9 protein-coding genes and 1 pseudogene are annotated in these 12416 nt (G+C 43.8%); 6 read left to right on the top strand and 4 right to left on the bottom strand.

From position 1 onward, the window contains the following. The 4 genes and pseudogenes from H2O73_RS14685 to nspC form a co-directional block, all read left to right on the top strand. Positions 1 to 1527 (top strand): annotated as a pseudogene (locus tag H2O73_RS14685) (M10 family metallopeptidase C-terminal domain-containing protein); the annotation flags it as partial. A gap of 498 nt (positions 1528 to 2025) precedes the next feature. Next, on the top strand, positions 2026 to 4911 hold the full coding sequence (locus H2O73_RS14680) for a pyridoxal phosphate-dependent class III aminotransferase (RefSeq protein ID WP_182109613.1): 2886 nt from the start codon (positions 2026 to 2028) through the stop codon (positions 4909 to 4911). A 15-nt stretch (positions 4912 to 4926) separates the two neighbouring features. Next, positions 4927 to 6171: a carboxynorspermidine synthase gene (locus tag H2O73_RS14675; RefSeq protein WP_182109612.1), complete on the top strand. Its 1245-nt coding sequence runs from the start codon at positions 4927 to 4929 to the stop codon at positions 6169 to 6171. Positions 6172 to 6241: 70 nt separating this feature from the next. Beyond that, the gene (nspC, locus tag H2O73_RS14670; protein WP_182109611.1) at positions 6242 to 7375 is read left to right on the top strand and encodes a carboxynorspermidine decarboxylase; all 1134 of its coding nucleotides are present in this window, start codon (positions 6242 to 6244) and stop codon (positions 7373 to 7375) included. 82 nt (positions 7376 to 7457) lie between these two features. Here the strand turns inward: nspC and H2O73_RS14665 are convergent, their stop codons facing one another. Together H2O73_RS14665 and H2O73_RS14660 are read right to left on the bottom strand one after the other, a co-directional pair. Further along, entirely contained in the window at positions 7458 to 7970 is a 513-nt protein-coding gene (locus H2O73_RS14665; protein WP_182109610.1) for a glycine cleavage system transcriptional repressor, read from the bottom strand. Between the two features lie 206 nt (positions 7971 to 8176). Then, positions 8177 to 9061: a DUF3943 domain-containing protein gene (locus H2O73_RS14660; protein ID WP_182109609.1), complete on the bottom strand. Its 885-nt coding sequence runs from the start codon at positions 9059 to 9061 to the stop codon at positions 8177 to 8179. A 175-nt stretch (positions 9062 to 9236) separates the two neighbouring features. Here H2O73_RS14660 and H2O73_RS14655 point away from each other — a divergent pair, with 175 nt between their 5' ends. After that, complete coding sequence (locus H2O73_RS14655) at positions 9237 to 10475, top strand: CinA family nicotinamide mononucleotide deamidase-related protein (RefSeq protein ID WP_182109608.1); 1239 nt, start codon at positions 9237 to 9239, stop codon at positions 10473 to 10475. Between the two features lie 180 nt (positions 10476 to 10655). Next, the gene (locus H2O73_RS14650; protein ID WP_182109607.1) at positions 10656 to 10910 is read left to right on the top strand and encodes a 30S ribosomal protein S6 modification protein; all 255 of its coding nucleotides are present in this window, start codon (positions 10656 to 10658) and stop codon (positions 10908 to 10910) included. An 83-nt stretch (positions 10911 to 10993) separates the two neighbouring features. Here the strand turns inward: H2O73_RS14650 and yfaE are convergent, their stop codons facing one another. Further along, positions 10994 to 11272: a class I ribonucleotide reductase maintenance protein YfaE gene (gene yfaE, locus H2O73_RS14645; RefSeq protein ID WP_182109606.1), complete on the bottom strand. Its 279-nt coding sequence runs from the start codon at positions 11270 to 11272 to the stop codon at positions 10994 to 10996. Then, entirely contained in the window at positions 11272 to 12405 is a 1134-nt protein-coding gene (gene nrdB, locus H2O73_RS14640) for a class Ia ribonucleoside-diphosphate reductase subunit beta (protein ID WP_182109605.1), read from the bottom strand. The genes yfaE and nrdB overlap by 1 nt, the downstream gene beginning before the upstream one ends. Positions 12406 to 12416 lie beyond the last annotated feature (11 nt).

Genomic DNA, 12416 nt, shown 5'->3' with positions numbered 1-12416 from the left:
TATGGAGCGAACGACCCACTTGATGGACTGTTTGAGATTGACGCCAACGGTAATATCTCATTGACCGAAGCAGGGGTGGAAGCCTTTACCAATGATTTTGAAACCTTAGGCAATCAGCATCAAATTACCGTGGTTGCTTCTGATGGTGTCAACGACACGCCAATCACGGTGAAGCTACATGAATTGGACGTTTATGAGCCGATTCCGAATAACCCACCATTAGCTGAAGATTTTGATGTAGCGACAGAAGATCAAATCGTAATTCCCATTGTTTTTGATTCAGAGGGAGGTGATGACCATATCTCAGATATTGAAGATGACGCGAACAACGTGAAGCTTAAGGTGATGATTACTTCGCTTCCTGAAACTGGAGAATTGCTCTATACCGATGAAAATGGTTCCACACGTAAGCTGACCGAAGATGATCTTCATGTGCCAGGCGATACAATCGATCCAGATAAGTTGTTTATTGCTGACAACATTGCCTATGTCCCCGGACAAGGTGATGAATTCGAATTGGGCTACAGTGGTGACCCAGAAGACATCGTATTAGAGGATGGTTTCTTTAATTGGGGCGAATACGTCAGTGATACTGAACGCCTCGTTACCTTAGAAAACGGCAACACGATTGGTATCAGTATTACCGACAATAACGATAAGCCTTTAAAACAGTACTCAAATGGTCCATCGCACATTGGTTATGGTATTGGTGACATCGATGGTAGTGGGATGAATAAGAAAGAGACGCTGGTGATTGATTTGACCAACAACCCGCTCGCGGTCATCACGCTTGGTTTAGATGGGATGGGAGGACAGTTTGTTACGAGTAGCGCGGTTCATATCGAAGCGACGTATACGTTGCAAGATGGGACGGTCGTTGTTGAACAATATCAAAAAGATCCGGGTGATGTCGGTAATGAACAGATTTTGTATGAGTTTAGTTATTCTTCACCTGACAACCCTGTTGTCGGTTTAGAGCTCAGTTCAAATGGCGGTAGTTGGGAGCTGCGTTATTTGTCAGGGTTACAAAATGCTGAAGAAGAAGTGACATTTGATTATATCGCTGTCGATTCCAACCTTGCCGAAAGTAATGAGGCAGAAGTGACGATTGGTATTTCTGACGCCCATGGTTACGCGGTATTGGCTGCTGGAAATGACGATGAATTGGAAGCACAACTCGGGAATGATCTGCTGATTGGTGATGAGGGCGAAAACATCTTTACCTGGTTAGATAATACGCTCGATTCAGGTACAGATATGGTGAAAGATTTCACATTGAATGAAGACCTAATTAATCTAGATGACTTACTGGATCAAACTGATAGTGCAGACATCGACGAGTTGATAGCCAAAATAGGAGTTGAAATCGTAGATGACAACATTGAATTGTCAATTCCTCATGGCAGCGATGAACAAACCATTGTGATAGAAAATGGCGTCAATATTCTTAATGAATATATCGCAATGGATAACAGTTTTGATTCGGTCGAATTATTGGCTCAGATTATTAAGAACGACGTTGTGTAATCTTGAATATTTAATTATTGAGTGTTTTGTTGCTTATATATTAGCGACAAGGCACTTTATTTTTAATTACTGACGGGGCGGTGTTAATAGATTTATGAAAAATCATTGCCAATAAATGTCTATTTATGATAATTTTCCGCGCAATCTCGGAGATAATTCTGGGGGATACGCGAGTGAACATTCGGGCTGAGTGAACACTCGTAGGGTAGGTATCGATAAACCTTTTATCGATAGACGGGATACTTATGTCGCAGTCGCGGCATGTGAATGGGAAACCCAACATTGAAACCACATAACTTACACACTCAAATCAGCTTTGTTCTACCTAAATGCCCTGTGCTACAAAACAGCAGCATTACTGAGCCTTGATCCCCACTTTTGATATGTAATCCATTCTTATGATGGAACGGTTTTCGCACGTCTGTCGCTTGCGGAAGCATTGTTATATCTCGCACACCTCATTGTTGGGCGAGTTAATTGCATTTCAAGGGAATATTGATGAGCACAGCCTTTGAAGTCGATACTGAAAATATCGCAACCTATTTTTCGACCCAAATTCCACACGTGGAAGGGACATACGATTTAACTCTTGATCAAGTATTACTAGAACAAGAGCAAAATGAATCTCAAGTTCGTTCATATCCGCGTCGTTTACCTATCGCCATTAAGCGAGCTTACGGTGCATTGGTGGAAGATACTCGGGGACAAATGTTTTTAGATTGTTTAGCTGGCGCGGGCACATTGGCGCTGGGCTATAACCACCCAGAAGTGAATCAAGCGCTCAAAGAGCAGTTAGATTCGGGCTTACCATATCAGACACTGGATATCACCACACAAGCAAAAAACGACTTTATCGCACGGGTGAAGCAATTTTTGCCGCTAGAACTTGCTGAAAATGCGGTTATTCAGTTTTGCGGTCCTTCTGGAGCAGACGCGGTTGAAGCCGCGATTAAACTCGCCAAACAAACCACGCGTCGAAATACCATGTTTGCCTTCCGCGGTGCATACCATGGTATGACTAACGGTACGATGGGCATGATGGGTAATTTAAATACCAAAGCCCGCCGAACTGGCTTAATGTCAGATGTTCACTTTATGCCATTCCCTTACGATCTACGTTGCCCGTTTGGTTTAGGTGGTGAGGAAGGTGCGACAGCGAGTATTCGTTATATCGAGCGACTGCTTGAGGATGACGAAGCGGGCATTATGAAACCGGCAGCGATGATCGTTGAGCCCGTTCAGGGCGAAGGTGGCGTTGTACCCGCGCCAGCATTCTGGTTAAGAGAATTACGCCGAATTTGTGATGAACATGAAATCTTGCTTATTTTTGATGAGATTCAATGTGGCGTGGGTAAGACGGGCTATCACTTTGCTTATGAAGAATCGGGTATCCAGCCGGACATTCTATGCCTATCGAAAGCGATTGGTGGTGGGTTACCTATGTCGCTGTTGGTTATTAATAAGAAGTACGATACCTGGTTGCCGGGTGAACATACCGGTACATTCCGTGGCAATCAATTAGCGATGATCTCAGGGTCAAAAGCACTGGAAATCATTGAACGCGATAAACTGGTTGAGCATGCCAACATTGCTGGACAGTATTTGCGTCATGGGTTAGAGGCGATACAAAAACGAGTGGATTGCATCGCTGACGTCCGTGGTAAAGGGCTGATGCTGGGTATTGAGATCCGTAAACCTGGCGGAGAACTCAATAAATTCTCAGAGCCCGTAGCTGACGGTGAACTGACGCTACGCATTCAGCGAGCGGCGCTTGAGCGCGGTCTTATGTTGGAAAAAGGCGGCAGGGAAGGCGCGGTTATTCGTCTGTTACCGCCGTTGATCATTTCTTATGAGCAAATTGATTTTGCCTTACGTGTGATTGAAGAAGCCATTTTGACTGCCGGTGGAAACCCTGTTGAAGCGAATGAGCAAAACAGTTGGCGTGAGCATTTTATCCATACTGGTTCACAAGGTAGCGAACACTTTGCCAAAGCGATGAACCATACCACTTCGGCAATGAAGCAAGTGTTTGAGCAAATCGACGCCCCATACTCAGGCGTTGAGCCCGCATTGCTACAAAATGCCATTAATGCGGTTGATTTAGACAACCAGCAAACTAGCTTAACCCAAGTTATTTCAGATACCGCTGAGCTAGTAGCGAAAAACTCCATCATAGTGCAACACCCAAATTGCATTGCCCACCTACATACCCCGCCGTTAATGCCTTCTGTTGTGGCTGAAGCAATGATTGCGTCTTTGAATCAATCAATGGACTCATGGGATCAAGCATCTGCCGCGACCTATGTAGAGCAAAAAGTGGTTGATTGGATGTGTGGTAAATATCAACTCGGTAATCAATCCGATGGTATTTTTACAAGCGGTGGTACGCAAAGCAATTTAATGGGGTTGTTACTCGCTCGCGACTGGATAGCTGACAAGCTCGACGGGCACTCTATTCAACAACATGGGTTACCGCAGTTTGCCGATAAATTGCGTATTCTTTGTTCTGAGAAATCCCACTTTACAGTACAGAAATCAGCTTCTTTGCTGGGATTAGGCGAGAAAAGTGTCAGCTGTGTTGAGTGCAATAGTAACGGTACGTTAAAGATTGATGCACTTAGCCGTGAGATTGAAGCGCTGAAGGCACAGGGGTTGATTCCATTTACCGTTGTCGGCACCGCAGGCACGACCGATCATGGTGCGATTGATGATTTAAATGCGATGGCACAAATCGCTAAACAGCATCAGTTGTGGTTCCATGTGGACGCGGCTTATGGTGGTGCATTGATTTTAAGTCAGCATAAACAACGCTTAAAAGGGATAGAACTCGCAGACTCGCTCAGTGTTGATTTTCATAAACTGTTCTTTCAAACCATCAGTTGTGGTGCGTTGTTAGTCAAAGATAACGCTAATTTCAAATATCTGCTTCACCACTCGGATTACTTGAACCGAGAACATGACCAGTTACCTAACTTGGTCGATAAATCGATCGCGACCACCAAACGGTTTGATGCACTGAAAGTATTTATGACCATGCAAAGTGTCGGTCCTAGTGCATTAGGGCAAATGTATGATCACTTGGTCGAGCAAACGCAGCAAGTCGCCGCTTTAGTGCAAAACCATCAAGGTTTTGAACTGCTTGCCGAGCCTTCATTGACAACCGTGTTGTTCCGAGCGGTCAACCGTGGCGTTGCCGATCTTGATACATTTAACCGCTCACTGAGGCTTGAAGCGCTTACCCGTGGGGTCGCAGTACTTGGTGAAACAGTGGTCGAAGGCAAATCTGCCTTGAAATTTACAATTTTGAACCCGTGTTTAAAGATGTCTGATTTTGAATCTTTACTCAATGAAGTCGAATCTCTAGCCACCGAGCTAGTTAAATAGAGGTAATGGAAAACAATGGCAATTCTACAAATTGGTGCTGGTGGTGTTGGTTGGGTTGTTGCTCATAAAGCGGCGCAAAACAATGATGTTCTAGGTGATATCACTATTGCCTCTCGTACCGTCGCTAAGTGTGAAAAAATCATTGAGTCAATTCACAATAAAAACAACTTAAAAGATGGCTCAAAGACGCTTCAAGCACGTACCGTTAATGCAGATGACGTGGACGCATTGGTCGCTCTGATTAAAGACGTACAACCTGATTTGGTTATTAACGCAGGTCCTCCATGGGTGAACATGGCGATTATGGAAGCGTGTTACCAAGCCAAAGTGTCGTACTTAGATACATCGGTTGCGGTTGATCTGTGTAGCGAAGGGCAGCAAGTTCCACAAGCTTATGATTGGCAGTGGGGCTACCGCGAAAAATTTGCTGAGGCTGGTATCACGGGTATTTTGGGAGCAGGTTTTGATCCTGGTGTGGTGTCTGTTTTCGCAGCCTACGCCGTAAAACATCTGTTTGATGAGATCGATACTATCGACGTTATGGATGTCAATGCTGGTGACCACGGCAAGAAATTTGCAACGAACTTTGACCCTGAAACCAATATGTTAGAGATCCAAGGTGATTCTTTCTATTGGGAAAATGAAGAGTGGAAACAAGTGCCTTGTCATTCGCGCATGCTCGAATTTGACTTCCCAAATTGCGGTACGCACAAAGTGTACTCGATGGCGCATGATGAAGTTCGATCGATGAAAGAGTTTATTCCAGCAAAACGCATTGAGTTTTGGATGGGCTTTGGTGACCGCTATCTAAACTACTTTAATGTCATGCGTGATATCGGTTTGCTCAGCCCAGAGCCGCTTACACTGCATGATGGTACGGTAGTGCAGCCATTGCATGTACTTAAAGCATTGTTGCCAGATCCAACGTCGCTTGCGCCAGGTTACACAGGTAAAACGTGTATTGGTACTTGGGTACAAGGTCGTAAAGACGGTAAAGAACGTAGTGTCTTTATCTACAATAATGCCGATCATGAAGTGGCGTATGAAGATGTAGAACACCAAGCTATTTCTTACACGACTGGGGTGCCAGCCATCACAGCTGCGTTGCAATATTTCCGCGGAGAATGGGCAGATAAGGGTGTGTTCAACATGGAACAACTAGACCCAGATCCGTTCTTAGAGACAATGCCATCCATTGGTTTGAGCTGGGACGTTTTGGAGCTAGAAGTCGGTCAACCGATTATCCATGTTTTGAAATAACTTGGGACCAATGCATAACTAAGCCGATACCAGATGTATCGGCTTAATTTGATAATAAGTGATTGTAAACATGCAGCAGAATGAACTAAAAACCCCGTACTTCATGATTGATGAAGATAAGCTGATTGCGAATTTAGAAATCGCCAAACAGCTTAAAGAGATATCAGGTGTTAAATTGGTATTGGCGCTGAAATGTTTTTCTACTTGGGGTGTGTTCGACATCATTAAGCCATATCTGGATGGCACGACCAGTTCTGGCCCGTTTGAAGTAAAACTTGGCTACGAAACCTTCGGTGGTGAAACGCACGCTTATAGTGTGGGCTATAGCGAAGATGATGTGCGAGAAGTGGCGGATATTTGTGACAAGATGATTTTCAACTCACAATCGCAACTTGCTGCGTACCGACACATTGTTGAAGGTAAGGTATCGCTAGGTGTTCGTCTGAATCCCGGTGTGAGCTATGCGGGACAAGATCTCGCCAATCCTGCTCGTCAGTTCTCACGTCTTGGTGTTCAAGCGGATCACATTACACCGGAATTGTTTGATTCGATTAATGGCGTGATGTTTCACATGAATTGTGAAAACAAAGATGCTGAGGCGTTTATTCGCTTACTTGATTCTATCTCAACTCAGTTTGGGCAATACCTTGATAAGCTCGATTGGGTGAGTTTAGGTGGCGGCGTTTTCTTTACGTGGCCAGGTTATGATGTTGAGAAGCTGGGCTTGGCACTAAAAGCTTTTTCAGCAAAGCATGGCGTGCAACTCTATTTGGAGCCGGGCGAAGCAATCATCACTAAAACCACCGATCTTGTGGTGACCGTGGTTGATATTGTCGAAAATGTGAAGAAAACGGCGATTGTGGATTCAGCGACAGAGGCTCACCGTCTTGATACGCTTATTTACAATGAACCCGCGTCCATTTTGGAAGCCGATGAGGATGGAGCTCATCAATACGTGATTGGCTCTTGCTCTTGCTTGGCGGGGGATCAGTTCTGTGAAACGAGCTTTGATAAGCCGTTAACCATTGGGCAACGGTTACACATTGCCGATAGTGCAGGTTATACCATGGTCAAACTGAACTGGTTCAATGGATTACGTATGCCTTCGGTCTATTGCCAGCGTTCAAGCGGTGAAATTCAGAAACTGAACGAATTTGATTACGCTGATTTTAAACGATCGCTTTCTCAGTGGAGTGTGAAGTAAAGCTAGATAGGGCTCAGCTCTGCCGCTTACAAATCTAAGAAAGCCCGCAATAGCGGGCTTATTTACAGATTAAGATTGATCACTATTGCTGAATCACGACTCGAGTATCTTCGCTTAAAGATTCAAGCTCTTTGGCGACATCCGCAATGAGTACATTGCGTGGTAGTCGTAGTGCTATTTGTGATGTAAAGAGGCTAGAGCTTACACCGCCACCACCAGCAATAAATACGCGCTGACAGTCCATATCTAAAATATCGATGCCTTGGTCATCCAAGAGGTGAGTAATCTCGTTGACGATACCTGCACGATCATTAGCATCCAGTCTTATTTGGAAAATAGTTTCGGCATTGTGTGTATGTGCTGAAGATTCAACGATTTCTACCGTTAGGTAAGGCTGTTCTTTGAATGCTTGCTGAACAGTGGCGACATTTTCTGTCGGCATTTCAACCTTAATAACAGCCGCGACTTGATCTTCAATAAAATTAACTTTGCTAATTAGCCATTTACCACCATTTTCATGAGTGACTGCGGCAAGTTTTTTAATTGTCGAAGGTGTTGCTTTACCGACAAAGTTTGCGATGAAAGTGGTATTCATATGATGCCTCCTGAATGCATGCGAAGGTCGAGAAAATAAAGCATCACAGAGTGTTAGTTCTTGTTCTGCCTTAGTTTCAGTGTAGAACGCGAGAGGCTGTTGGGTTTGATCTAGGTCAATTTTTTGACCTAAAGGATGGTTTGTATGGTGAGAATCCAATGTTAAGCACATATTCTTCTCGGATGTTTTTGTTAAGTAACAATTTTTTAAAACGTTACTTGCAACTCTACGCCATAAAACACAGAGTCGTAACGTGCGCCTGAATCTAAGGCAAATTGAGCTGCCTCCTGATTCCCAAACCAAGGTGTACTGCTGTATTGAACATTCACACTGCCTCCCCAAGCATTGGTGACCCAACCATGAATATGCCCAACTGGGTTTAAGAAAAACAAGGTGACGCTTCCCATTGAATCGGATCCCCAAACCTCGCCGCCTGATGCGACTATCTCTTGTTCTGCTTCAAACATGAGTTCACCGACAACTGATCCAAAAAAGGGCGTAATGAATAGGTCTTGCCATGAAGGGACTTCAGCAAAGGCCTCTACACCATATTCCCAAAAAAAAGTTGATAGAAAAGCAGAGTATAGAAACGAATCGAACTCATTGTAGCCAGCATGACGTGCTGTGGTGTAATACACGCCCCCAAAGTAAGGATGCATAATATAGTTTAAAAAGTGTTCATCACGATCCCAAACGGGTCCTTCTTTTACGTTGTCGACCCACTTTTTCCCAAGGTTTGAAAGATCACGGTCGTCAGAGTCCCATTTAGTGATTGACTCGGGTAGCAACGTCATTAAACCCACCGTGGCAATACTAAGTCCAAGGATGGTGTAAGTTTGCTCTTTTAGATACTGCCAATCCTCTTGATCTGAAACTTGCAAATAGCGTGGGCTTGTAGACGGATCGCTATTAAGTTCCAATTCACTTTGCTTAAAGGCGTTAAAGTCTTGAAAAGAGTAGAAGCCAGAGTCAGTACTGATTACACTGTCGGGTAGATAAGTCTTAAATGGTAATGGGTCAAGTTCATTACTCACAGCGCAGGCACATGCGGAGAGTGACAACGCTAAAGTGGCGATACGTGTTTTTAGCACAAGCAACTCCGTTATTATTGTTCTAGTGATGCTAATCACGGGTAGCGGCCTAAGCTGCCAATAAATCAACAAGAAATTGACGAAATATTCTCTTGATAGTGTAGTAAAACTAATGGGAGTATTTGCATAGATTTAATAAATCAGTCAGTCGTCAATTTTCTGTGAAAGGGAAAGTATGTTGAAAATCGCAATGTTAAGTACGGGTGAAGAGGTATTGCACGGAGATATCGTCGATACTAACGCGTCATGGTTGTCTGAGGTGTTTTTTCAGCAAGGTTTTCCGCTCACCAAGCGTTCAACGGTTGGTGATACCTTCAACGGGTTGGTTGAAGAGCTGCTGATGTTGAGTTTTAACAGCGAGATCGTAATCGTAAATGGTGGTCTTGGACCAACCAGCGACGACTTAAGTACAGAGGCGGCGGCGGTTGCTGCTGAAGTTGAGTTGGAACTATCACCTTTATGGCTAGATCGCTTGCAGCAGTTTTTTGCTGCACGTGGTCTTGCGATGCCAGAAAGTAACCGCAAACAAGCAATGTTACCTAAAGGTTCAGTATTAATTGATAACCCAATTGGTACGGCTTGCGGTTTTAAAATGCTGATTAATGACTGCGTATTTTATTTTACACCCGGCGTACCAAGTGAGTTTAAGCGCATGGTCAGTGAGCAAATACTCCCTGATTTACAACGCACATATACTAATGTTGAAGGTTTGGATTGTGGTCGTATATACACCTTTGGCACATCAGAGTCGGGTTTATCTGATAAGCTCGATAAACTGCATTTACCTCAAGGCTATCAACTCGGATACCGTTCCTATTTACCTTATATAGAGGTGAAGTTGTTTGGTCCTAAAGGTGACCTTGATACACGCTTGAAACTAATGCAGATCATTCATAAGTTGATTGAGACAAATGTGGTCAGCATTGATCAACCAATGAATGACTATGTTGGTCAATTAGTTGCTGAGCGGAAAATGTCGATTTCACTTGCTGAGCGTTCTACACACGGGAGCATTGCAAGTTGGTTGCATGCTAACCATGACGCGCAGAACTATTGTGGTCATGGCTGGGTGTTGGGCGGTAAAGTCGAAGTGGGTGTTGCAGAAGGGGATCTTCTTGCGGAAACATTGGCATTAGCAGGAGCGACAAAAGATAAGTGTGCAACAGATATAGCGATAGTGTCAGGTCGGTTGATTGAAAATACCTTTGCGGTTTCACTTGCTACCCCTGAAGGTGAGTGGGGACAAGTGCTAACGTTTAATCGACGTTTCTCACGCCAAGATCAAGTGACGCTCATCACCACGGTTTGTAGTGATATGCTACGTCGTTATCTATCTGCTAAGCCTATATTTGTGGATTACAGCTCTTTGAAACGAGAAAAAGAAATGCACGTTCCGCGCAGTGTATTAGGTTGATCTTTTTACCGCTTGACTGTGAAAAAGCGAGATTAGCAATCGTCTTATTCTAAAATCATCTAAGAGCTAAGTTATTGATTTGCAGGGGCAAGTGTAAGTGTCTTGAAATTGAAACATGATCTTTGCCCGATTGATCATAAACTGAAAGTTCCGGCGCAGAAACGCACTAAGGAGGGTGGTATGTTTCAGCAGTCTAAGATTTTGGTTTGGTATCAAGTAGCCAGTCAAAAAGTTGTGTTAGGTGAAGCATTTAACTCTAGTAAGTATGATGTTCATTCTTTGTGGCGTCGAGCACCAGAAGAGAATGAGCCGCATCAAGAGATGGGGTTTCGTTTATCACTTTATGATGATGGTGGTCGAGAAATTGCGGGTAAAGCCATTTCGATGGGTACAGCTGACTTATTGCTCTCAGGTACGTGTTTGAATGACGTCTAGTCTTGATGCTTATTTTACCGGTAGCGGTAATAGAGAGCAGCGGTAGAATTGAAAAGACCAGTCTAAGACTGGTCTTTTTGCGTTTATGCTCGTTTCTCTTTGAGCTTAAAAACGACGTCTTCTAGCTCAACATCACTCTTTGCTCGAGTGATACAAGGCAAAATCTCATTGGCTTGAGTGTACGCCATTGCAAAACCAACGTATTCAACCTCTCCCGATTTAAGCTTGCAGCGGCAGGCGCCACAATGTCCATCTCGGCAGTTGTATTCAACCTCGATTCCCGCGTTCTCCAATGTTTCTAATAGAGTATTGCTAGGATTCGACGTGATACTGATATCGTCGTTGATTTTTACGTTTGGCATTACAGTTCGAAGTCCTTAAAGTCATCGACTCTTGCGTCACTTTCAATTTGGCCAACAAGGTAAGATGAAATTTCAGCTTCTTGCGGGGCAACTTGAACATTGTCAGAAGACAACCAAGCATTAATCCAAGGGATTGGGTTTGATGTTGCACCAGGGTAGGCGATTGGTAGACCGACAGCCTGCATACGTACGTTAGTAATGTACTCAACATATTGGCAAAGAATATCTTTGTTTAAGCCGATCATTGAACCGTCTTTGAATAGGTATTCTGCCCACTCTTTTTCTTGCTCTGCTGCTTCTTTGAATAAGTCAAAACACTCTTGCTTACACTCTTCGGCCACTTGCATGAACGAGAAGTCATCTTGACCGTTACGCAGCAAGTTAATCATGTGTTGAGTACCAGTAAGGTGCAGTGCTTCATCACGAGCGATTAGCTTGATGATTTTTGCGTTACCTTCCATCAACTCACGTTCAGCAAACGCAAATGAACAAGCAAAACTAACATAGAAGCGAATGGCTTCAAGTGCGTTTACCGACATCAAGCACACATACAGTTTTTTCTTGAGGTCATATAGGCTGAGTTTGACTGTTTCACCCGCAATTTCATGCGTCCCTTCGCCAAAGCGATGGAAGTCATTCGTCATCTGAATCAGTTCATCGTAGTAACGAGAGATATCTTTCGCACGCTTCAAAATATGTTCGTTTTCTACGATGTCATCAAATACGATACCCGGATCATTCACAATATTACGGATAATATGTGTGTACGAGCGTGAGTGAATCGTTTCAGAGAACGACCAAGTCTCAATCCAAGTTTCCAATTCTGGTAGAGAAACAAGCGGCAGTAGCGCAACGTTAGGACTACGACCCTGGATAGAATCCAACAGCGTTTGGTATTTTAGGTTTGAGATGAAAATATGTTTTTCATGATCGGGTAGCTTGTTGTAGTCGATGCGGTCACTTGATACATCGACTTCTTCTGGACGCCAGAAGAAAGAGAGCTGCTTTTCGATCAGTTTTTCGAAAATCTCAAATTTTTGTTGGTCGTAACGTGCAACGTTAACCGATTGACCAAGAAACATAGGTTCTTTTAGCTGGTCATTTTTATTTTGGTTAAAAGTACTGTAAGCCATGATGCCTCAAT

Origin of the sequence: Vibrio marinisediminis, from assembly GCF_014050145.1 — a bacterium.
GTDB lineage: Bacteria > Pseudomonadota > Gammaproteobacteria > Enterobacterales > Vibrionaceae > Vibrio > Vibrio marinisediminis.
This window is presented reverse-complemented; position numbering and strand designations above follow the sequence as displayed.

What these genes read in the sequence shown, in the direction of transcription:
- H2O73_RS14680 (WP_182109613.1), top strand. Translation starts at nt 2,026, where the DNA reads ATGAGCACAGCCTTTGAAGTCGATACTGAAAATATCGCAACCTATTTT.
- H2O73_RS14675 (WP_182109612.1), top strand. Translation starts at nt 4,927, where the DNA reads ATGGCAATTCTACAAATTGGTGCTGGTGGTGTTGGTTGGGTTGTTGCT.
- nspC (WP_182109611.1), top strand. Translation starts at nt 6,242, where the DNA reads ATGCAGCAGAATGAACTAAAAACCCCGTACTTCATGATTGATGAAGAT.
- H2O73_RS14665 (WP_182109610.1), bottom strand. Translation starts at nt 7,970, where the DNA reads ATGAATACCACTTTCATCGCAAACTTTGTCGGTAAAGCAACACCTTCG.
- H2O73_RS14655 (WP_182109608.1), top strand. Translation starts at nt 9,237, where the DNA reads ATGTTGAAAATCGCAATGTTAAGTACGGGTGAAGAGGTATTGCACGGA.
- H2O73_RS14650 (WP_182109607.1), top strand. Translation starts at nt 10,656, where the DNA reads ATGTTTCAGCAGTCTAAGATTTTGGTTTGGTATCAAGTAGCCAGTCAA.
- yfaE (WP_182109606.1), bottom strand. Translation starts at nt 11,272, where the DNA reads ATGCCAAACGTAAAAATCAACGACGATATCAGTATCACGTCGAATCCT.
- nrdB (WP_182109605.1), bottom strand. Translation starts at nt 12,405, where the DNA reads ATGGCTTACAGTACTTTTAACCAAAATAAAAATGACCAGCTAAAAGAA.